This window comes from Alteromonas sp. ABH4_456 (assembly GCF_056160645.1).
On record NZ_JBSWXO010000010.1, the window covers coordinates 147,968 to 171,005 of the forward strand.

Annotated in this window: 18 protein-coding genes; 5 read left to right on the top strand and 13 right to left on the bottom strand. The window is 48.4% G+C overall.

The annotated features are described in order from the left end of the window. Window positions 1–135 precede the first annotated feature (135 nt). Window positions 136–1,383, bottom strand: coding sequence for a serine hydroxymethyltransferase (glyA, locus tag ACXAG2_RS15700; protein WP_474868558.1), 1,248 nt, complete (start codon window positions 1,381–1,383; stop codon window positions 136–138). A 136-nt stretch (window positions 1,384–1,519) separates the two neighbouring features. Between glyA and ACXAG2_RS15705 the strand changes: the two genes are divergently transcribed. Together ACXAG2_RS15705 and ACXAG2_RS15710 are read left to right on the top strand one after the other, a co-directional pair. Then, the gene (locus tag ACXAG2_RS15705; protein WP_474842722.1) at window positions 1,520–2,377 is read left to right on the top strand and encodes a LysR family transcriptional regulator; all 858 of its coding nucleotides are present in this window, start codon (window positions 1,520–1,522) and stop codon (window positions 2,375–2,377) included. Window positions 2,378–2,614: 237 nt separating this feature from the next. Then, entirely contained in the window at window positions 2,615–4,048 is a 1,434-nt protein-coding gene (locus ACXAG2_RS15710) for a hypothetical protein (protein WP_474868455.1), read from the top strand. 64 nt (window positions 4,049–4,112) lie between these two features. On the opposite strand, the gene ACXAG2_RS15715 is transcribed toward ACXAG2_RS15710, so the two are convergent. The 7 genes from ACXAG2_RS15715 to ACXAG2_RS15745 form a co-directional block, all read right to left on the bottom strand. Beyond that, window positions 4,113–4,469, bottom strand: a complete 357-nt coding sequence (locus tag ACXAG2_RS15715; protein WP_474868458.1) for a hypothetical protein — start codon at window positions 4,467–4,469, stop codon at window positions 4,113–4,115. Between the two features lie 236 nt (window positions 4,470–4,705). Then, entirely contained in the window at window positions 4,706–4,846 is a 141-nt protein-coding gene (locus tag ACXAG2_RS15720; RefSeq protein ID WP_474868460.1) for a hypothetical protein, read from the bottom strand. A 19-nt stretch (window positions 4,847–4,865) separates the two neighbouring features. Beyond that, on the bottom strand, window positions 4,866–6,464 hold the full coding sequence (locus ACXAG2_RS15725; RefSeq protein WP_474868463.1) for a peptidase dimerization domain-containing protein: 1,599 nt from the start codon (window positions 6,462–6,464) through the stop codon (window positions 4,866–4,868). 56 nt (window positions 6,465–6,520) lie between these two features. Further along, on the bottom strand, window positions 6,521–8,119 hold the full coding sequence (locus ACXAG2_RS15730; RefSeq protein WP_474842732.1) for a M20/M25/M40 family metallo-hydrolase: 1,599 nt from the start codon (window positions 8,117–8,119) through the stop codon (window positions 6,521–6,523). A 30-nt stretch (window positions 8,120–8,149) separates the two neighbouring features. Then, window positions 8,150–10,969, bottom strand: a complete 2,820-nt coding sequence (locus tag ACXAG2_RS15735) for a TonB-dependent receptor plug domain-containing protein (protein WP_474868466.1) — start codon at window positions 10,967–10,969, stop codon at window positions 8,150–8,152. A gap of 736 nt (window positions 10,970–11,705) precedes the next feature. Then, window positions 11,706–12,335 carry a uracil phosphoribosyltransferase gene (gene upp / locus ACXAG2_RS15740; RefSeq protein WP_349588219.1) on the bottom strand — a complete coding sequence of 210 codons (630 nt, stop codon included), beginning with the start codon at window positions 12,333–12,335 and terminating at the stop codon, window positions 11,706–11,708. An 87-nt stretch (window positions 12,336–12,422) separates the two neighbouring features. Further along, entirely contained in the window at window positions 12,423–13,151 is a 729-nt protein-coding gene (locus ACXAG2_RS15745) for a class I SAM-dependent methyltransferase (RefSeq protein WP_474868470.1), read from the bottom strand. A 341-nt stretch (window positions 13,152–13,492) separates the two neighbouring features. Between ACXAG2_RS15745 and ACXAG2_RS15750 the strand changes: the two genes are divergently transcribed. From ACXAG2_RS15750 to ACXAG2_RS15760, 3 genes are all read left to right on the top strand, one after another. After that, window positions 13,493–14,797: a M20/M25/M40 family metallo-hydrolase gene (locus tag ACXAG2_RS15750; protein ID WP_474868472.1), complete on the top strand. Its 1,305-nt coding sequence runs from the start codon at window positions 13,493–13,495 to the stop codon at window positions 14,795–14,797. Between the two features lie 73 nt (window positions 14,798–14,870). Beyond that, a complete protein-coding gene (locus ACXAG2_RS15755) occupies window positions 14,871–16,418 on the top strand; it encodes a S10 family peptidase (RefSeq protein ID WP_474868476.1) in 1,548 nt (515 codons plus the stop codon). A gap of 54 nt (window positions 16,419–16,472) precedes the next feature. Then, window positions 16,473–17,075, top strand: coding sequence for an acyl carrier protein phosphodiesterase (locus tag ACXAG2_RS15760; protein WP_474868479.1), 603 nt, complete (start codon window positions 16,473–16,475; stop codon window positions 17,073–17,075). A gap of 3 nt (window positions 17,076–17,078) precedes the next feature. Here the strand turns inward: ACXAG2_RS15760 and minE are convergent, their stop codons facing one another. From minE to ACXAG2_RS15785, 5 genes are all read right to left on the bottom strand, one after another. Next, window positions 17,079–17,333: a cell division topological specificity factor MinE gene (gene minE / locus ACXAG2_RS15765; protein WP_119502090.1), complete on the bottom strand. Its 255-nt coding sequence runs from the start codon at window positions 17,331–17,333 to the stop codon at window positions 17,079–17,081. After that, window positions 17,333–18,142, bottom strand: a complete 810-nt coding sequence (minD, locus tag ACXAG2_RS15770; RefSeq protein ID WP_119502091.1) for a septum site-determining protein MinD — start codon at window positions 18,140–18,142, stop codon at window positions 17,333–17,335. Before minD ends, minE begins: the two co-directional genes overlap by 1 nt. Window positions 18,143–18,172: 30 nt before the next feature. Continuing rightward, a complete protein-coding gene (minC, locus tag ACXAG2_RS15775) occupies window positions 18,173–18,913 on the bottom strand; it encodes a septum site-determining protein MinC (RefSeq protein ID WP_474868482.1) in 741 nt (246 codons plus the stop codon). Between the two features lie 197 nt (window positions 18,914–19,110). Next, a complete protein-coding gene (locus ACXAG2_RS15780; protein ID WP_474842747.1) occupies window positions 19,111–20,517 on the bottom strand; it encodes a zincin-like metallopeptidase domain-containing protein in 1,407 nt (468 codons plus the stop codon). 263 nt (window positions 20,518–20,780) lie between these two features. After that, entirely contained in the window at window positions 20,781–22,658 is a 1,878-nt protein-coding gene (locus ACXAG2_RS15785; protein WP_474868484.1) for a DUF885 domain-containing protein, read from the bottom strand. Between the last annotated feature and the right edge of the window lie 380 nt (window positions 22,659–23,038).

The following is a 23,038-nucleotide window of genomic DNA, read 5'->3' on the forward strand; positions in this document are numbered from 1 at the left end:
AGGCATAATTAAACGGGTGCAATCTTAATCGATTAACATTTTTTTAAAATTTTAGCACAGTGATGGTAACCGGTACGACTTTATTTTCAATTTTTACCGCCATCGTACCGGTGAAGTAGTAATTTAACAGGAAAACTAGCTGTAAACGGGCCTTGCTGCAGTAAGTTCAGCCACCTTCTGTTTAATGGTTGCAGCCATGTCTGTGCAGTCCGGTGCACTAAGCAAATCACACATCCATCCGGCCAGTTGCTGACAATCTGCTTTAGTGAAGCCCCGTGAAGTGACGGCCGGAGTGCCGATGCGAATACCACTGGTGACAAATGGAGACTGGGGATCATCAGGCACCGTGTTCTTATTAACAGTTATATTCACACTGTTAAGCAACGCATCGGCTGCTTTACCGGTCATGCCTTTGCTGATCAGGCTCAACAGAAACATGTGGTTATCAGTGCCGCCGGATACCACATCAAAGCCACGCTCAATAAAGACTTCTGCCATCGCTCTGGCGTTGTCTACCACCTGTTGCTGATACACCTTATAGTCATCAGACATGGCTTCTTTTAACGCCACCGCTTTGGCTGCGATGACATGCATAAGCGGACCGCCCTGAATACCCGGAAAAATCAGTGAATTGAATTTCTTTTCCAGTTCGGGAGCAGACTGACAAAGGATTAACCCTCCCCGCGGCCCCCGCAATGTTTTATGAGTAGTGGTGGTAACCACATGTGCCGCTTTCACAGGGTTAGGATACACACCGGCGGCCACCAGGCCGGCAACATGAGCCATATCCACCATTAACCACGCACCAACACTGTCGGCGATATCTCTGAAACGCTGCCAGTCAACGATGCGGGAATACGCCGAGAAGCCGGCAACAATCATTTTTGGCTTGTGGATTTCTGCCAGCTCTGCAACCTGTTCATAGTCAATTTCACCGGATTCCGGGTTAATACCGTATTGCACAGCGTTGTACAATTTACCGGAAAAATTCGGCTTTGCACCGTGTGTCAGGTGACCGCCGTGATCGAGGCTGAGACCTAAAATGGTATCGCCCGGAGAAAGCAACGCCATGTAAACCGCCGCATTAGCCTGCGAGCCTGAGTGCGGCTGAACATTGGCGTAATCTGCGCCGAATAAGGCTTTAGCGCGGTCGATAGCAAGTTGTTCGGCAACATCCACTTCTTCACAGCCGCCATAATAACGTTTCGCCGGATACCCCTCAGCGTACTTGTTGGTTAACTGACTTCCCTGTGCCACCATTACCGCCCGGCTGGTGTAATTTTCAGATGCGATCAGTTCGATATGATCTTCCTGACGCCGGGTCTCTTTTTCGATTACCGCAGCGATTTCAGGATCCACATTATTCAGCGATTCATTCAGCAGCTTCATGATAACTCCATTGTGTTTTGATTTTCTTTATGCTAATTCTGGTATCGCAATAAATAAAATTAATAAAAACAATAGAGCCATAAGTTTCCAAAATAGGGTTGCCTGCCTATTTTTATTTTGGAGTGTAGCCATGAAAAATTTGTCCGTGGACTTCTTACGTTCATTTGTGACGATTGCGCAGACGGGTAGCTACACTTTATGTGCGGAACGTTTAAAACGCACACAACCAGCTATCAGCCTGCAAATCAAAAAACTTGAAGAAATGGTGGGGGAAAAACTGTTTTCCCGCGAAGGCAACCGTCTTACTCTGACGCTGGCAGGCAGCAAGCTGCTGGAATTCGGTATGAAAATACTCATGCTGAATGACCAGGCAATGGCTGAATTTGGTCGTCCTCAGGTCAGCGGGAATATTAAACTGGGGATCCCCAGTGAATTTTCCACGACCCTGATGCCTAAGATCATTCGCCGGTTTACCCAGTCTTATCCGGAAGTCTCTCTGGAAGTGCACTGTGCGCTGAGTAAAGATTTGCTGTGTGAACCACTGAAAAACCAGTTTGATTTAATCCTGTCACTGCAGGAGATGCCCGATCCCGACCAGGATGGTTACATCGTGACAGACCAGCTGGTGTGGGTTGGCAGTCAGCGCTTTGTTAACAGCATTCCTGAAAAGCTGCCCATTATCGCCGCCCCGGCCCCCTGTATTTACCGAAAACGTGCAACCAACCTGTTAGGAAAGCACCGTAAGCAGTGGCAAATTGTGTACACCATCGGCGATCTCAACGGTATTCAGACCGCCATCAATGAAGGACTGGGCATTACCGTACTGGCGAGAAGTACTGTGCCGAACGGCTTGCATATTTTGTCCCCGTCTCCCGCGCTACCGGAGCTGGGTCATATTGGTGTGTGTCTGGTGAATCCGCAGAAAGTACGCTCTGAAGCCATAGAACTGCTGGCCAAAACCATGGTGACTGAACTGTCTGCCTGCTGAGGAGACTTAAAAGAGTCTCCCGTTCCGACCTTGTTAATAGAGAATTATTGCAGCAACTACATGTTAATAAAGAATTAGCAAAATCTGTGGGAATTTCCGGTATCATTCAGGAATCCGATAAGAAGTAAGGTAGTAAAAACAAGGCATGGTGTCAGTTCAGGTACCCATAGCCCTGTCTGCCTTGAATTGCTGAGAGTAACATCAGGCAATTTCGCAGAAGTAATTGAAAGGAAAGCGGTGAGCGCACAAAGCCAGAACCCCGACAGTATTTACACACAGCAAGTAAAACAACTCATCAACATGATTTACCCTCATGAAACCGGCTTCGGCTCCGTTTTCGAAGATGCCAGTGATTACTTTTCCCTTACTCCGGCCCTGGAAAAGCAAGTTGAAGATTTAAAAACGCAACTCAGTAAAATTGAAGGAAATAAAAAAAGAAAAGTACTGGCAGAGCAACTTGCACGACAAATAAAGAATCATAAAGAAAAACTCAAAGAAGAAAGGCTTGCACGTTTAGAAAGGTTGAACGACGTAAGCACAAAAATCATCGAACTTTGTGAAGGCGACAACTGGCAGGAAACACAGCAGTCCAGTGCAAAGCTGCTTGGAACGCTGATGTTGCTTACCCGGGGCCCGTCGGGTAATTTTGCCCGCCTTCATATGCGCCTTAAGCCTTTGTATAAGGCCGTACTGACATTACGCTTAGCCGACAGGCTTCTGGCACACGACACTATTGCTAATAAATATCTGTCGAAGTATCGCGAAGCCGCATCCCGCTTTCGCGGAAACCGTTATTGGCGTGATAAATGGAAAATTGAGCTGGGACGTCCCCTAATCCTTGCCGCACTTTTGCAGGATATCGGCTTACAGAGTCCCGCCGCGCAAACCATCCTCAAAGGTGAGAATGGTGATTTAAGTGAATTCCGGTTATTAGATGACGCACAACGAAAAGCGCTGTTGAAGCTTAACTACCATTTTACGCTCAAATACATTTCAGAAGGCTTAGGGCTACCTGATTATGTAGGAAATGATAAGGAAGAAAGAGACCGGTTCGTCCAGACCCATAAAGACGCCGGCGAATTTCTGTATCAATTAGTAAAAGACGCGTTTGTTTCCAAAACAGGCCTGGGAGAGATAGTTAAAATTCCACAAATTTATGTTTCTATTGTACTTTCAACCAAATCAGACTATTCGCGCAAAAGCTTGCCGAAAGGTTATATGCTGATTGAGCAACTTGCGAAAAAAGATGGCTTAAATAAACAGTTAGCTCAGGATTTCATTGAGCTTGTAGGTTACTTCCCGCAAGGTTTCGGTGTTACCTATATTCCGGTCAATGAAAAAGGTCAGGAAAAAGATCAATATGAATGCGCCATCGTGATTGGGCTCAATCCCCCTAATCCGGCAGAACCTCTGTGCAAAGTGGTAACAAGAAATCAAAAGTACATTTCAAGCGGTGCGCAAGAAATCATTCCTAAGGGAAGAAACCTGTACTTTCCCGCCAACCGGAAAAAGTTAATGCGTATGGGGAAAGACAGGTTGAGTGAAATAATGAGTCAGTTGTCGGGCAACTTTACCCCTGATGCCATCGATGATTTGGTGCCCGGTCTCTGGGAGCCCTTCAACTTTTTCAGCTTTAAAAAGCATCAGAATTTATGGGCGAAAAATAAATAGCATATAAGGCTGGTTTAAGGCAAACAGGTACATCAAAGTCGCTGAGCTGTCTGGCTGAGGAGACTTAAATGAGTCTCCCGCTCTCATACAACCCGTAGAACATAGCAGCATTGCCCATCAGTAATCCTGCATAGAGTCCGAACCGTCCGCAAAATACCCCGACGGATCTTTGCCTTGCCTGCCCGGCAGATTGTTGATCGGCCAGAATCATATTTTGCATCTTGATGGTTTGTACAATGATGATGCCCATCATCACCTGGTACATCAGAACCGGCCCCGCCCACCCCGTTGTAAACTCATAGGCCGCTGTCCACAGCGCACCGGCAATCAGCGTCGCTGTAACGGTTCTGTTCCGCTCTTTTTTCAGAGCGGCTTTACGCTCTTCGTGCTGCATATAACGCAGAGGAATACTGGCGCTCATGTATACGGTTAGTGCGCCGGCGGCCGGCCATCATGGCACCACTGAACAACCATTTCACAGCCCCCCAGAACCCGCGGGCGGGTATTTTGTGACAAAAAAGTAAAAAAAAGGCAACCAGATGGTTGCCCGAAACGCTCAACAGAGCACGTACACATGAAATGCCCCCGCTGCGGGGGCCGTCTTACCGCTTTAACTAAAGTGGTGGACCCGGTTATCTTTCCGCTGCATCGCTTTGTTTATCCTGCCGCAATTGCCGGCGGCAGCGGAAAAGTTAAAAAAATCATCAGCAGGATCAATCCGACAAGAAACATGACTTCCCTTGCCTCTTTTTCAAGGTCAAAGCAATGAGGGCATCCGGTCCGGTTCTTGTCAGACATCACTGCATTTCCCTCTTATTTACTCATCCCGCACCATGGGATACGACACGCCCAGCTGTTCCAGATAGGTGTCGTACTTTTCAGGATCGTAGTAGAACTTACGCATTTCACCGCGATACTGCTTCATGATGTTTTCGTTGAGATTAATTTGCGGCTCATCGCCGTCACGGAGTAAAGACTGATACTTCACGTCTTTGGTCTGCACGTTATCGAAATAGTCCTGCATCTGCGGCAACAGTGCCGGATCAGTGAATAAATCGACCATCGTCATAGCATGTGCTTTCGCGCCGGCAATAATGCCTTTATGGGCAATAGGCGTTGCCATCGATACCGCATTCGCCCAGTTGTGGCCAGGCAGATTTGGAATGTTCGACGGATACAACATAAAGATTGTCGGCACAGTCCAGGCGATATCGCCCACATCATCAGAACCACCGCCAGTGAGTTTTTCCAGCGGAGGCGGCTCAAAAATAGGCATCACTTTTTCCGGCAGGCCGGTAACCTCTGAACCAATTTCTTTCTGCAGCGCTTTCGCTAACGTCTGATCATCTTCCGACCATTCAGGCATGCCTATTTTCTTGATATTCTCATAGGCTGCCAGCGCCAGGGGTTTGTTGAAATGGCCCGGCCATGCGGTGCCCATTACCACCGAGTCCCAACTGGTGTTGGTCATCAGTGCTGCACCTTCCGCCATTTTATCACCGACTTCCCACAGCGCTTTAATATGGGGGTAGTCCATTTCACGGAAGTAATACCAGGCGGTTGCTTTGGGTGGCACAACATTCGGCTGGTCACCACCGTCCACAATCACCGAGTGCGTGCGCTGCGCAATCCGCAAGTGCTCGCGGCGGTAGTTCATGCCAACGCTCATCAGCTCAACCGCATCCAGCGCACTGCGTCCGCGCCAGGGTGAACCCGCACTGTGAGCAGATTCACCGTAAAAATTATATTTAACCGACACCAGCCCGGAAAAAAACGGATTACCGTAGAAAGTACCGAAGCCGCTGCCCACATGGGAATACAACACAGCATCCACATCATCAAAATAACCGTCGCGAACATAGTACGCTTTGGTAGCCAGTTGCTCTTCAGCAACGCCCGGCCAGAGTACAATGGTGCCTTCAATGTTGTTTTTGATCATGTAATCTTTCATCGCCAGCGCGGCGATAATATTCACAACCTGACCGGAGTTATGACCTTCACCGTGACCGGGGGCACCTTCTACAATGGGATCGTGATAAGCCACACCAGGCTTCTGTGAAGCTTTAGGTATACCGTCAAGATCGGTGCCCAGCGCTATCACCGGTTTACCTGAACCCCATTTGGCATACCAGGCAGTAGGAATACCGGAAATGCCCTGCTCTACGTCAAAACCCTGCTCTGTCAGAAATTTAGTCAGATACGCCGAAGTTTCCGTTTCCTGAAAACCCAGCTCGCCAAAGCTGAAAATCATATCGTTCATGACCTGCGCCAGCTTGGCCTGTTTATCAACAGCACTCACCAGTTCTGTTTTCGCAGCATCCCGCTGCGCTTCTGTCAGCGTGGTGGCAGAGGCGGTCATCATCATGCCTGCAGATAACAGTGCCGCTGTCAGTGCATTACGGTAAAAACGTTTCATAAACACTCCTGAATAAATCTGGCAGGCGGCAATACCGCCTGCATTCGTTATGACAGTTACTCGCGTACAGTGGGATAAGAAATACCCAGCTGTTCAAGGTACGTGTCGTACTTTTCAGGGTCGTAATAAAACTCAGACATATCGCCTTTAAACTCCGCCATAATACCTTTGTTCAGGTGCACGGCCGGTTGATCCTGTTCGCGCAACAACGGCGTGTAAGAGGCATCTTTGGTCTGCACGTTCTCGTAGTAATCACGGGCAGCATCCATCAGCGATTCATCGGTAAGCAGGTCAAATAAGGTCAGCGCCTGAGCTTTCGCACCTGCAACTACCCCTTTATGAGCGATTGGCGTTGCCATCGCTACAGCATTAGACCAGTTGTGGCCAGGCAAGTTAGGAATGTTTGCCGGGTAGCGCAGTGTAATGGTGGGCACCTGCCAGGAGATATCACCGATATCATCTGAGCCGCCTCCCATGTTCTTCTTAAGATCAGGTGGATCAGTCAGCTCATTAATTTCGGTATTCAGTCCTTCCGGCTCCACACCAATCTCTTTTTGCAACGCTTTGGCCAGCGCAATATCATCAGCCGACCACTCTGGCATACCTACCAGTTTGATATTCTCATAAGCGTCTTCAGCAATGGCCTTATTCATGTGCTGCGGCCAGGCAGAACCCAGAACAACAGAGTCCCAGGTGGTGTTAGACATCAATGACGCCCCTTCTGCCATTTTGTCACCGATTTCCCACAGGGATTTAATATGCGGATAGTCGGTTTCACGGAAGAAATACCAGCGGCTCGCTTTTGGTGGTACAACGTTTGGCTGGTCGCCGCCGTCAACCACGATAGAGTGCGTACGCTGTGACAGACGTAAGTGCTCACGGCGATAGCTCATACCCACTTCCATTAACTCCACAGCATCCAGCGCACTGCGGCCACGCCAGGGTGAACCGGCACTGTGAGCGGATTCACCGTAGAAGTTGTACTGAACAGAAATCAGGCCATTACCGCGGCCGCCTCCCCAGCTTGTGCCAAAACCGTTAGATACGTGTGAGAACAATACGGCGTCGACATCTTTAAAGTAGCCGTCACGAACATAATAGGCTTTAGTACCCAACTGCTCTTCTGCTACGCCCGGCCACACTTTAATAGTGCCTTTCAGGCCATGTTCTTCCATGAACTCTTTCACGGCCAGAATGGCAATAATATTTACCACCTGACCTGAGTTATGCCCTTCACCGTGGCCCGGTGCACCTTCGATAATTGGATCATGGTAAGCCACACCGGGTTTCTGCGACGCTTTAGGAATTCCGTCAATGTCTGATCCCAGTGCAATGACCGGTTCACCTTCACCCCAGGTTGCCATCCAGGCGGTAGGGATGCCGGAAATCCCCTGCTCTACAGTAAACCCATTTTCCTTCAGCAGGTCGGTTAAATACTTCGAGGTCTGGAATTCCTGAAAGCCAAGCTCACCAAAGCTGAAAATCATATCGTTCATGATTTGCGCCTGTTTGGCTTTACCGTCAATGGCTTTAATTAACGCTTTTTTCGCATCCATGCGCTCATTCTGCGACATGCCGGTGGCAGCATCTGCTGCCAGCGACAATCCCGCCAGAGAAAGTCCGATTAGCGCACTTGTCATGCTTCTTTTAAACATTCTGTTTTCCTTTTTCATTGCGGGCATTGATTACATGTTCACACGGAAGCCAATTTTGAATTCGCGGCCAAGTACGTCATATAAAGAACGGTTTGTTGCCAGATAGCCCGGACGGTTCTCAGACCCCTGATAAGCCGGATAAGTAACAACCGCAGGATCGGTATTGAACAGATTCTTAATTTGCAGATACAGTTCAAAGTCACCGGTGTTGTCAAAGCTGAATGTTTTTGATGCGTAGGCATCGAAGAACACTTTGCTGGCTACGGTATTGTCGTTAATGGTGTAGTAAGGCGCGCTGCTTACCGGACAATCTGTTGAACACTCAATGTATGCGTTGCTTAACGTGCCTTCACTGATGCCACGGGCAGTTAAGTCAAAACGCATATCGTCCAGGTCGTAAGTGACAGAAGCACGAAACTTCCAGTCCGGCGTTGAGCCTGCGTTTGAGCCCGCTTGGTCAATGGCGGTAGTACCGTCATCGGTGATGGCTTCAAGATAATTGGTGGCCAGGAAGCGCAGTTTTACGTCACCGGGAATACCACTGTACAGATCGCCCATAGCGAAGCGGTAAGTCACATCGTAGTCCACACCTTTAGCAGACATGGAGTTCAGGTTGTCGTACAGCAGGTTAATGGTTTGCAGCGTACCTGACTCATCATAAATCATGTTGTCACAGTACTTCTGAACACTGTACTCTACACAGTATTCAGCGGTAGTATCTGCTGTGACATAACCGATAACACCGTCAACTTCCACTTCGTAGTAATCAATGGTTGCAGAGAAACCTTCCAGGAAACTTGGGCGTAACACCACACCTAAGCCAAATGAATCCGCTTCTTCCGGAGACACATTAGGGTTACCCTGAAGGTTCTGTACCATAGGCACAGACGCGCCGTTGATGGTGACCGAGTTAGAACGTGCCGTACCTGCGGCATAAAGCTCAGACAAATTTGGTGCACGAATATCTTTAGACTTGGTGATGCGGAAAGTCGCATCGTCAATTGGCGACCATGTGAAACCGGTTTTCCAGGTGGTCACACCGCCGGAGGTACTGTAATCGGTATAACGTACAGCGCCGTTAAAATCTAAATCTTCAATAACCGGCACCAGGGCTTCCAGGTAGGCTTCTTTTACATTGTAAGAACCTTCGGTCACTTTATAGTTACCGTACTTCCAGCCTGATGAATATTCCTCATCGACCGAGCCATCCATTTCTTCTTTACGGTACTCAACACCGAAAGCCAGAGAAATGGGGCCCGCCCAACCGTCGATATCGGATGTACTGAAGTTAATTGCCGCAACGTCCTGGATAAACTCCTGTTTACGACGCGGCTGGCCCAGTACATAAGCCAGTGCTTCTTCGCTTGCAACGCCAACACCCATCCGGTTCAGCGGTACACAGCCATTTGTAGGATCAGTCAGCGTAGAACGACACACAATATTACCGGTATCCGGGTCAACCACAGCATCTGTCGCCAGAGATAAACGTGAGGTATTGTAGGTCGGTGTCATATGTTCGTCGGTATTAGTTTTACCGTGCTGGTAATACACATCCCACAGGAAGTACTTGTCAGACAGTGCAAATTCACCTTTTGCCCCGCCAACAATACGGGTGGTATCACGTTTGTTATTCGAACCTGATGCCGGCATATCCACGTTACTGGTATTCAAAGAGAAACTATCCAGTCCCAGGGTAGCCATTTGGGTAGCCACAGACTCAGGCAGATACGCATTGTCCGCGTAAATGGTCACACCTTTCGTAGTGGGATTTATGTAGTAACTTAAGCCTTCATACTCGGCGTAAGAACCTTGCAGGAACACTTCGGTTTCACCGAACATCCAGCTTAACCGTCCAAACAGGTTTTTCCTGTCGAGGTCTGCTGCCAGAGAGTTTGTGCCGAGCATACCCGACGTGGTGTATTCCCAGTCGCCGCCCTGCATCCATTGTCCGGATGTTGCGCCGGTTGCCAGTTGACCTACCGCACCGTCAACACCGAAGTATGTGCCGGCCAGCGGGCCTGACGCAATTAAACCGCCCGGGGTGTAGTTAGAAATACCGATACCGCTGCCGGTATAGAAATACGGCGCGCCTTCAGATGTGTCCGGATTGATCATCGCCACGTTGCCCTGCTCGGCATAATCACGGGTGGTATAGTGAATGCCGTTAGCACGGAAGACCTCACCACTGAGTAACAGGTGGCCATCGCCGTTGCCCAGTTCAGAACCGTAAGTCAGTACGATTTTGCTGTTTTCACGGTCGCCGTAAGTCGTTTCGCCGTATTCCACCTGCGATTTAAAACCGGTGTACTCTTTATCAAGAATGAAGTTCACCACCCCGGAGATGGCATCAGAACCGTAAACAGAAGAGGCACCGCCGGTAACGATTTCTACGCGCTTGATCAGCGACTGAGGGAATGTGTTTGTGTCGACCTGACCGGTTGACGCTGATACCACAGAACGCTGACCATCAAATAATACCAGTGTACGGCCTGTTCCCAGTGCCCGCAGGTTTAATGCGGCAATACCGGAAGCACCGTTACTCAGTGAACCGGAACTGGTTGAGGCTGTGGAACTGCCTGATACCGACGGCATAGTGTTGACAAAGTCAGCCACACTGTTGGGTGCGAAGGTATTAATATCTTCTTCAGACATTGATGCAACCGGTGTAGGGGTATCGTAACCGTCACGGGAAACCCGTGAACCGGTCACCTGAATGGACTCAACTTTTTGTTCTTCTGCTGCCGGTACAGACGTTTCGCTTTCCTGTGCGAAGGCCTGGGATGACAAACTGCTCGCAATCGCTACCGCCAGATAAAGTTTTCGGGTGGGGAATGGGGTGTTCACCTTCATATGTGTATCTCCTGTTTAAGCTGTGCTTGCTTTCAACTGCTGATTATTTGAGGTGCGTCCGACTACAGAACTGGCGCGGTTTATTTTTCAGCTTTACTCAGTAAATGTGCTTGTTGCAGGAGAGGTATTGCACATGCCGTACCTAAAACATTGATTTAAGTAATTTTTATCAGAGAATAATTATTCGCATGGAATTTTTAACAAGGGAATAAAGATTTATATTCGTAAATTCAGCGCGTTACGAACATAAGAAAGACTTATTTACAAACGATCAACATATAAGTTTTATAAATATTGTCACTTATGCAGAAATTAAAAATGTTTATGCACATTAAAATGCATAAAAAATTCTTATGTGCAAATTAGCTTACTTTATACTAAAGAATAATTCGCACTCATTTGATGCACCGTTAATGAAATTGCACAGGAGGCAAAGATATACTGATACAGTGTAACACCTGGCCAATTTTAGGATGTATATATCAATAAATATTAAATATAGGGATAAAATTAACAACTCTGGCGTTAATGCTGCGTTGAAATACAGAATTAAAAGGAGGAAATACTGACACCTTTGATCGTATAACCCGTCAAATTGTGTCAGTAACGTGGTACTGGAAGGTAAATAAAGCATCCGCACTGGGCATAGTTATTCAAATTAATGATTCTTTTGCACCATTTTGGAATTCGTAGATAAGAGAGAAATCAGCTCAGGTAAGTCCTTTTAAGCAATTTGTTACCGCGTGCCGAAAATTTTATCGCCGGCATCCCCCAGTCCAGGCAGGATGTACCCCTTCTCATTCAGCCGCTCATCTATGGATGCCGTATAAATATCAACATCCGGGTGCACTTTCTGTACAGCTTCAATCCCTTCTGGAGCAGCAACCAGAAATAACCCCATGATGTGCTCACACCCTTTCTGTTTCAGCAAATCGATAGTCGCGATGAGCGTGCCCCCGGTGGCCAGCATGGGGTCGACAATCAGCGCGGTCCTGGCATCAATATCTTTTACGACCTTGTCAAAATAAGGTACTGGCTCAAGGGTTTGCTCGTCCCGGTATAACCCCACCACGCTGATACGGGCATTCGGGATTAACTGTAGTACCCCGTCCAGCATACCCAGACCAGCGCGCAGGATAGGGACAATAGTGATTTTCTTTCCTTTGATCTGTTCAACATTGAGTTTCTCACCGGTCCACCCTTCGATTTGTGCTGTTTCTGTGGGCAAGTCACGTGTGGCCTCGTAAGTCAGCAGATTGCCTACTTCACTGGCTAATTCACGAAAATCTTTACTCGAGACCGACGCTTCTCTCATCAGACCGATTTTATGCTGGATTAACGGGTGCTTGATTTCATGAACAGCCATGACGTGCTCCTGAGTAAGACTATGATGGATAAAAGGCATCATGCGTGTCCCTTGAGAACACGCATAACAGTTAGCCGGATAATGGCACTAACTGGCTGGTTTTTGAATGATAAAAATAATGTCGTTGTAATGCCAGGCCAGCTTATTGCCTGACAGTTTACTGATCATTTGTGCCACTACACGAACAATCTTATCTTTTTTGGCCCGCTTTCGCAGGTAATTATTCTTCCCCATTTCTTTGCATAGCGTGAGCTGGTGCTTTGCGCAAAAAGCCTTGATACCGGAGCGGGACAACTGAGGATCGTAAACAATAGGATAAGGGATGTGACCGGGCTTACCGGCATGCTTTTTACCTTTTATATATCTGTAATAGGCAACATGGAGCCAGTGCGGCGTATGGCGGGCAAGAAAACCGTAAACCGTGTCACGGTCCGGCACTTTAATCACGATAACGCCTCCCGGTTTCAGCCACAAGGCGAAGTTCTCCAGTACTTTATCGATATTCTCGATATGTTCGAGCACGTAAGAAGTATAAATAACGTCGAAATGTGCTGCAGGTAAAGACAAAGCGCGCAAATCGCCGGTGATGATATTCTGCAAATCGCCGTGAATTTGCTGCCTCAGAGCCAGTGCAGCCTCATCAATATCAACGCCGGTGATATGACGGGGGATCCCTTCCAGCTTAAGAGGCCATTTTTGCCCGCAGCCGGCTTCCAGTATTTTAAGTTCACCGGTAGTGCCTGCGACTTCACGAATATGCGCCTCAATAACAGCGGTTTCTTCCCTGGTATTTTTTACGAGCTTAATGCTATCCATTGCGATCCTGAGGGGGTAGATGATTTCATCCAAAACGGAGTGAACCGGGCCGGGTAAACGGTCACCTGAATGTTTACCTGTTTACATTGCTACGGAGTTCCAGATTACACAGTTCAATAAAAATTTAAATACGCGCTACCCTGCTATCTGCGACTTTCAGCGAAATATCACTTTACCCATTAGCTGCAGAGGACAATTAGCTTCACCGGAGACTTTCGCAAGTTAGTCGTTAAAGCTTTGCATTTCTGTTCCTCTGTTGGGTAGCTTAGGCAGATTACACTGTGGCGCACAACCACGTCGCCACAGCGCATCTGCACACACAACAAGAAAAGAAGGGAACTATGAAAAAGGGCTTTAAGAAACACGCTATTTTGCTCGGTCTGTCTTTATTTGCAACCCAGTCCATGGCAGCACTTTCAGATAAAGAGCAGCAACTCGCTGACTACATCGATAAAACTAATCCCGCAGCCCTGAAGTTGCTTGAAGATATCGTCAATATTAACAGCGGCACGATGAATTTTGCCGGTGTGAAAAAAGTGGCAGATGTTCTTATTCCTGAATTCAAAGCACTGGGTTTTGATGCCCGTTTTGAAGACGGTTCGGCATTTGGCCGTGCCGGACATCTGGTTGCAGAACTGAATGGCGGGACGGGCCCAAAAATGCTGCTTATCGGACATCTCGATACGGTATTCGAACCGGACAGCCCGTTTCAGACTTTCGAAAAAATCAGCGACACACAGGCACGGGGCCCCGGCATTGCTGATATGAAAGGCGGTGATGTGGTTATTTTGCAAGCCTTGCGGGCCTTACATGATGCCGGTGAGCTGAAAAACATGAATATTCTGGTGGTCATGACCGGTGATGAAGAACTGAGTGGCCGCCCGCTGGAATTGTCGAAAAAGGCCCTGACCGACGGTGCAAAATGGGCTGATATTGCAATCGGGTTTGAAAATGGTGACGGTAACCCCGCCACAGCAAACATTTCACGCCGTGGCTCTATCGACTGGACGCTCACTGTTACCGGCGTTCCCTCTCATTCCTCTCAAATCTTTAAAGATAACGTGGGTGCCGGTTCTATTTATGAAGCTTCGCGAATTTTAAACACCTTCTATACGGATCTGCGCAGCGAAGAACTGCTGACGTATAATCCCGGCCGTATCATGGGCGGAACAGCCGTCACCCACGACCGCAAAGCAAACAGCGGCACCACCTTTGGCAAGAACAACGTAGTGGCTGAAACTACCATTGTCACCGGGGATATCCGTGCTATTTCGGAAGACCAGGTTAACCACGTGAAAGATAAAATGCGGGAAATCGTCGCGGCATCCCTGCCAAAAACCCAAAGTACCATTGAATTCGGTGAGGGATATCCCGCTCTGGCACCAACAGACGGTAACAAAGCCCTGCTGGAAATTTACAGCAATGTCAGTGAAGATTTAGGTCAGGGTAAAGTGGCACCGGTCAACCCGCTGAATGCAGGCGCCGCCGATGTATCTTTTACTTCAGCATACGTTGAAATGGCCATTGACGGACTGGGCATGAGCGGTTCTGCGGGTCATACTGTGAATGAAACCGGCAACCTTGAAGCACTGCCTTCTCAGTCCAAGCGGGCAGCCATTTTACTGTACCGCCTGAAACAGCAATAAAAACAGAAGTCACAATAATACAAAGGGCGCGGTTACAGCGCCCGTCTAACAACAAAAAGACAGAGGAAATACTATGAAACTTCGTCGTTCCGTCTCCGCACTGGCACTGGTACTCGGCGTGTCAGCAACACTGGCCATTCCCCCTGCACTGGCCGCAGAACAAACGGTTGAAACCAAACGCAGCATTCCGGTTGAATCCGCCACCGTAACCAAGCATAAAACCACCATCCGCGGCGAGAAAGTCAGTTATACGGCCACTGCCGGTATGCAACCGGTGTGGGATGAAGAGGGAAACCCCACCGCCACTTTGCAATATACTTATTATCAGAGGAATGACGTAAAAGATACTGCCACACGCCCGCTGGTGATCAGTTTTAACGGTGGTCCGGGTTCCGCTTCCGTGTGGATGCACATCGCCTATACCGGCCCGAAAGTGCTGAATATCGACGAAGAGGGCTACCCTTTACAACCTTACGGTGTGAAAACCAATCCCTACTCCATTCTGGATGTGGCGGACATCGTTTATGTGAATCCGGTGAATACAGGATACAGCCGCGTATTGCCTGACGCTGAAGGCAAAATGCCGTCAAAAGAGCAGCAAAAATCTCAATTCTTTGGCGTTAATGCCGATGTGAAATATCTGGCAGAGTGGATCAATACATTTGTTTCCCGTCAGAGCCGCTGGCGCTCACCAAAATTCCTGATTGGCGAAAGCTATGGTACAACCCGGGTGTCCGGACTGGCGCTGGCGCTGCAGGAACAGCAGTGGATGTACCTGAACGGCGTGATTCTGGTCTCTCCTACAGAATTAGGCATTAACCGCGACGGACCGGTAGAAGCCGCTAACCGCCTGCCCTATTTTGCTGCCGCAGCGTGGTTTCACAAAAAACTGGCGGCTGAATACCAGAACAAAGATCTTGAAGCGTTTCTTCCGGAAGTCGAAACCTGGACGCTGAATACCCTTTTACCGGCACTGGCAAAAGGCGCATGGATCGACGAATCCGAAAAACAGCAGGTTATTAAGCAATTTGCCGCGTATTCCGGTTTAAGCGAACAGGAAATTGCACAAAGTAATCTCGACGTCAGCACCTGGTATTTCTGGAAAGCTCTGCTCCGTGATGAAGGTAAAACCATTGGCCGGCTGGACAGTCGTTACCTGGGTATTGATGAAAAAGAGCTGGGTGACGGGCCGGACTACAACGCTGAACTGACATCCTGGCTGCATTCTTTCACTCCGGCGATTAACGACTATCTCCGCAATGATCTGAAGTTTGTGACTGACACCAAATACAATATGTTTGGTCCGGTGCATCCCTGGGATCGTGAGAACAATCACACCGGTAAAGATTTACGTCAGGCCATGGCAACAAATCCGTACCTGAACGTGATGATTCAGTCGGGTTATTACGACGGCGCCACCAATTACTTTGATGCCAAATACACCATGACTCAGTTAGACCCGAGTGGCAAAATGAAAGACCGTCTGCGCTTTAAAGGTTATCGCAGTGGCCATATGATGTATTTACGATACGAAGATTTGAAAACCGCCAACGATGACATCCGGACATTTATCAGCGACAGCCTGCCGGCTAAAGACCAGGCAGCAAAATACGACCGCTGAGACAACTGTGAAGCCATTCCTTAACAGGAATGGCTGTTATTCACTACGCCTCAGATGAACTATCTCGCTCACCTTTTTCTTGCCCGTCCCACACCCGACTCCTGTTTTGGCAACCTGCTGGGAGATTTTCAGAAAGGACTGGATACCACCTCACTGCCAGCTCCGGTTTATATTGCCCTGCGTAATCACATGGCCGTAGATAAATTTACTGACAGTCACCCCTGGGTACGGGACATAAAGAAAACATTCAGCCCTGAAAGGCGACGGTTTGCCGGTATAACCCTGGACGTGTTATTTGACCACTTTCTGATTTGCCACTGGAGGCAATTTTCACAGCAATCTTTTGACGACTTCTGCGCTGACAGATACCACCTGCTGGGTCAGCGGACCGGACAAATGCCACCACGCATGCAGCAGGTTACCGGCAGTATGATTAACAATCGCTGGCTGGATGTGTATGCCTCACTGGACGGGGTGAGCATGGCACTGAACCGCACTGCATCCCGCATACGGTTTAAACACCGGTTTGAAAACAGTCTTGAGGAAATATTGCCGGTTTACGACACATTGCTTGCAGATTTTCCGGCATTTTTTGAAGCACTCAGAAAGCACATAAAAGAAAAGGGCCCGGAGGCCCTTCACTTCGATAACGTCTGAGATTTAATTCTCAGGCAGAGTGATATTCAGTTCCAGTACACTGCAGTCGTCACTGTTTTCCAGTTGCACCGATACATCATCATCAGCAATTTGCACATATTTGCGGATAACTTGCAGAATTTCCTGCTGCATCATTGGCAGGTAATCCGGTTGAGAACGTTTACGGCGCTCATGGGCGACGATGATCTGCAAGCGTTCCTTGGCTACTGCGGCAGTGTTAGGCTTACCTTTTTTCAGCAGATAATCGAAAATACCCATTATTTACCTCCCAGCAGTCGCTTAAAGAAACCTTTCTTTTGAACGTCCAGGAAGCGGTGCTCTACCGTTTCGCCCAGCAGTCTCCGAACCGCGTCAGAGTAAGCCTGACCGGCATTCGATTCATCATCAAGGATGACCGGTGTACCCTGGTTAGACGCTTTCAGAACCGCCTCAGACTCCGGAATAACACCCAGCAGCGGAACGGCCAGAATTTCTTCCACGTCAGCAACACTCAGCATTTCTGCGGTGGCAACACGTTGCGGGTTATAACGGGTCAGCAACAAGTGCTCTTTCACTGATTTACCCTGTTCTGCACGCATAGATTTGCTCTGTAAAATACCCAGGATACGGTCAGAATCCCGCACTGAAGAGACTTCCGGGTTGGTAACCACGATAGCCTCATCAGCAAAGTAAAGTGCCATTTGCGCGCCCTGCTCAATACCTGCCGGCGAATCACAAATGATAAAGTCATAATCTTCGGATAAATCGTTAAGTACCTTCTGGACACCTTCCATTGTCAGTGCATCTTTGTCTCTGGTCTGTGACGCAGGCAGGATGTACAGGTTGTCGGTACGTTTGTCTTTAATCAGTGCCTGATTCAGCGTGGCTTCTTTATTAATGACATTAACAAAGTCATACACCACACGTCGCTCGCAGCCCATGATCAGATCAAGATTCCGTAAACCCACATCGAAATCTATCACCACGGTTTTGTGTCCGGCCAGTGCCAGACCTGTAGCAATGGCGGCGCTGGACGTTGTTTTGCCAACCCCACCCTTTCCTGAAGTTACTACAATAATTTTAGCCATTTACTATTCCCCAATAGCGTCTGCACTGCGTTAGGTTAATGCTTCTATAAGAAGTGCATCTGCATCTAAATATGCCTGCGCTGGTTGTTTCCAGCACTTATTTTGTATGTTTTCCTGCATCACGAATCTGCCGGCGATAGATACCAGCTCAGCTTCCATGTTCTGGCAAAAAATTCGTGCTTCAGTATTACCTTTTACGCCCGCCAGCGCGCGACCGCGCAGGGTACCGTAGACGTGAATATTTCCGTCCGCCAGGATTTCAGCCCCTTCACTTACGGCGCCCAGTATCACCAGATCACTGCCATCCGCATACACCTGCTGTCCGGAGCGTACAGGGCGGGCAACAATTTTTGCCGGCTTAAGTACTTCTGTGGTTTTGGTGATTGTTACGGTTTCAGTGACCGGCTCAGGCGTCTGCTCCGGTTCCGGTTCGGCGGGCTTTGCTTCTGTCAGTGAACGCTCACTTAACTTACTCTGACTGATATCAGCCAGACCAAGATCGTTTATCGTCGCTTTTAACCCGTCGGTTTCACCCTTTATCGCCATCGGCTGTAGCTGATGACGGCGGCATAAAGCAACCAGCAACTCGAACTCTGTTGCCGACATTGTAGCGTTGAGATGGAGAATAAGCGAAGAACGGGTGAAAAAATGTGGCGCACTGGCAATTTTCGTCGCCAGTTGCGTGTCAAATTCATCCGGTTCGAAATGAAGGACTTCCAGTACAATACTGGTAAGCGTGGTGCCTTTCATACGAAAGCACTGTTGTGACATGAAGCGCATCCTGAATTATCGTTATTATCCCGCTGCAAGCCAGAAATGACAAGGCGGTGACAGATTGCACAACTCTATCAAATTCCCGTTCTACGGCAATACAAACTCCGGGAAAAATACGATAAACGGACAAAAAAACGCCAAAAATAGCAAATAAGTCCGTGCAACCACCATGAAGAGTGGCTGCACAGGCTATTTTAGTCTTCCTGACGGTTGTCAGGGAAGAGATAGTGACAAAGGCGGTTTGCACACTCAGATGCACTGGCTACAACCGCGAAACGCTCTTTGGAAGGCAATTCGTCCAGCCAGTTACCAATACGCTGAACACTGGTCTGGCATGGCTTTCTGTCGAGACCAAAGCGCGCTGACAAATTCGACGTGGCGACCTCTGTGACCAGTGTGGAATAGGCGTCGTACTGCACCGGGTTCAGCAAATGTCGTCCCACATCCAGCCGTTTCTGATGACCGGCCCAGCGGATCAGTAACGGTAAGATGGCCTGATACCAGGCTTCTGTGACATGCTTGGCATACAGTCCGGTTTCAGGCGGCATTTCGATATAATCTTCCTGCGGGTGGAAACGGGGCTCGTCACCTTCCCTGATATCCACATTCAATCTGTCTATCCGGTTCTTCAATGTGGATAAGGGTTCAACGAATCCTTCTTCGTAGGGCATGCCTTTGTAATCCACCAGCTCACTGGCATTGTAAACCAATGAAATACGGCGACCTTTCTGCGCAGCCCCTTCATCGCCCTCTCCCCACGACAATTCTGCCGACGGCATGGAATAGTAATGAAATACCGGTGACGGCCTCGCATCTTTGCGTAATTTAAAGCCCTGTTTTTTCCACTGAATTTTAGTGCCCCACAAATTACTGGTATAGCCGTAGGTCCGTGACGTCAGCGACAACATGACCCAGGTCAGCATGGAGTTATAAGGCACTTTTGAGCGGATATTAAAATGAGCTACCGGTTCAGGTTGTTCTATCCAGCGCAAAATACAGTCGTCATCTCTGGCGATTAAATCAGCCAGAATATCCTGATAGCGGGTTTCATCCAGATCCCAGCTGTCATTGTTTAACAGCACAACATCAGCCAGTGTCTGACAACTTCCTACCGGATGGCGCCGCAAGAAGTAATGTAAGCTCTTTGCGGAACTCACGTCTTTACGGACAATGTCCAGATCGTTGATATACACCACCCAGAAATGCAGCTCTTTCAGTAATGTCTGCATTTCACTGCGGGTTACACCTTCCCACTTTCCCGGTGCCTGTAAATCAAAAATTTTACTCACCGGTGTATCACTGTATGCACCCGAAATCTTTTTCAGAATGTCCTGATAAGATAAACCCAGCCATTCTTCAATGTCTGCAATCTGCTTACTTATCTCACTTAAGTTCGCCACGCTGGCGTCCAGGCTCCGGTCATTGCCTAAAAAATGGATTGGCCGGTTACTGGTCGCCGTTTGTTCGACGAAGCGTCTGAAAGGATCACGGCCATTGTATTTCGCAGACAGCCGCAATAATGTTTTCGGACTGCTTCCCGTTGCTAGGGAACATTCCAGTTGCAGCGGGTAACTGTTTCGAAACTGCGATAATGTCAACATGGGCTACATCCTTCTTTATCTTCTCTTCAGGCATTGATGCACGATGCTCCACCGGGAACGGTCGTTTTCCTGATATGGCCGGAGTGTAGCCAGACCCTTATGGGTGTTCGATATACAAAATGATAATCAGATGTAGATACTAATAAGTACGCATACCCGTTTTTTTGCGGGAAAACCGGTGATTTCCGGTGACATTCTGAAGCGCAGAAATGAGAAAGGCCGGAACAAGTCCGGCCTCAATTAAATCCAACGCAATGTTTTAATTAATATTTTTTCGACTCCACCCACTTTTCAACATCGCTTTTCACCATTGCCATGGGTCGTGCACCGGGCAGTAGCACAACATCATGAAATTCTCTAATGTCATATTTGTCACCTAATGCATTCCTTGCTTCTTTTTCCAGTTTGACAAAGGTGAGCATGCCCAACTTATACCCGAGTGCCTGACCCGGCCATGCCATGTAACGCTCGATTTCAGGCACAACATCAGATAAAGATGTACCGGTAGTTTTATGGAAATAATCAATCGCCTGTTCTCTGGTCCAGTGCTTGTGATGCAGGCCGGTATCAACAACAAGGCGCACCGCACGGTACAATTCAGCCTGCAGACGTCCTAAATCCCCCAGCGGATCATCCTCATACATGCCCATATACTCTGCGGCAACGTATTCAGAGTACAGTGCCCACCCTTCAACATACGCATTGTAAGGCGCATTCTGACGCATCAGACCTATGTCTTCCTGCGCCATGTTCAGCGCGATCTGGAAATGGTGCCCCGGCACGGCTTCATGATAAGTCAGCGTCTTCAGGCCGAATTTCGGCACCGCTTCCATATCACGTAGGTTTATCCAGTAAATCCCGGGACGTGCGCCATCCAGGGAAGGCGGCGAGTAAAAACCGCCCGCTTCACCCGCTTCCGAAACCGGTGGAATACGGCGTACTTCGACTGCCTGCTCCGGAATAGTGCCGTAGAATGAAGGCGCTTTTGCCATCACTGCATCAATTTCATCATTCAGATAATCCAGCAGCGCACCACGCCCTTCGTCCGTGGCATCAAATACCTGACCTGGCAAGCCGGCAAGGGCAATCATCCGCTCCCCCACCGTTCCTTCACTGTAGCCATTTTCTTTCAGAATGGTGTCCATCTGTGCTGAAATCCGGTCAACTTCATCAAGACCGGTCTGATGAATTTCATCTGCCGTCCACACAGAATCGCCAAGGAAGCGGATTTCATGAGCATAAAACTCATCGCCCCCCGGTTGTGCCCAGATACCGTCACTTTTACTTGCATGTGCTTCGCTCTCAAGCACCGCATCGCGGGCCCGGTTCCACGCCGGATAAACAACCGTTGTCACCAGTTCGGTTGCCTTTGCCACCAGCGCTTCACGTTGCTTATCATCAATGCCTTCTGCTTGTGTGAGCTTTTCTGCGAAGGTTTTTACCAGTTCATGATCTGCAGGTTCACTGGCGAGAAAATTATTAAAAAAAGCGATGGTCTTCGGATGCAGTTTTTTAGGTAAAACGATGCCCTTCGCTTCGTCAGCTTTAAACTTAGCCACAACGCCGTCAGCGAACTCACCCATTTTCTCCAGGCGGCTGATGTAAGCGTCAGCTTCCTGCTCATTACTTACAGATTGTTGTACCTGCATAAGCTTTGGCATGTCGATTAACGGGCCGGAAATCTGGTTGATGATATAAGGCAGATGACCGCCCCAGGTATCAATGTAGCCTGCAGGGAAACGGGTATCACCGGTATAGTAGTCAAAGATATTAATTAGAATGTTACGGTGTGTCTGCGCCTCTGCTGTCAGCCCTGCCGGATCAATGTCTTTAAGGGCCGCAGAGCCTTCTGCCATGCTTTTTTGCAGCGCAGCCATCCCTTTTGCAGTGTAGTCTGGAAACTTATTGTTGTACGGACCACCAGCCTGCTCCGGCGTCAATGCCAGCATCGTTGACAAAGCCGGTTGTTGTGTCAGAAACGCAATCGTGTAAGTGTTCGCCGTTTCAGACAATGCCATTTCTGCCGCCTGTTTTTGTGCAGAGGTGACGCCGGTAGTTTCGGTTGCCTGAGTCTGAGATTCATTACAACCGGCAAGCAGGCCCGCTGCCAGTAATGCTGTGTACACAGGTGTGAGTTTCATGGTTTCTCCCGTTTATAATTATTCTGTCTATTGTGACTGATCACCCTGCCACTTACCGTGCAGTTGATCTCAAAGGATTATTAAGTCAGCGTAATCACGCTTTATTGTGTGTCAGATCAGGCAAAGTGACAGAGTACCCGGATAAAACTGGAAAAGAGAACAGAATTTGAAACCCACCCTGTAAACTTTCAATATATCTCCAAGGTAATTTCAGAAATAATAAACAGTAATGAAGGCATCAGTCCGGATAAAATCAGCGTAGGATTTTTCAAATGGTATGTCTACCGGAAGGCAGGCAGCAGGAATTGTTTTGGGCTACACCATTGGACAATGAGGTACGGTAAACAGAATGTTTACCACTACGACAACCTCAAAGTCAG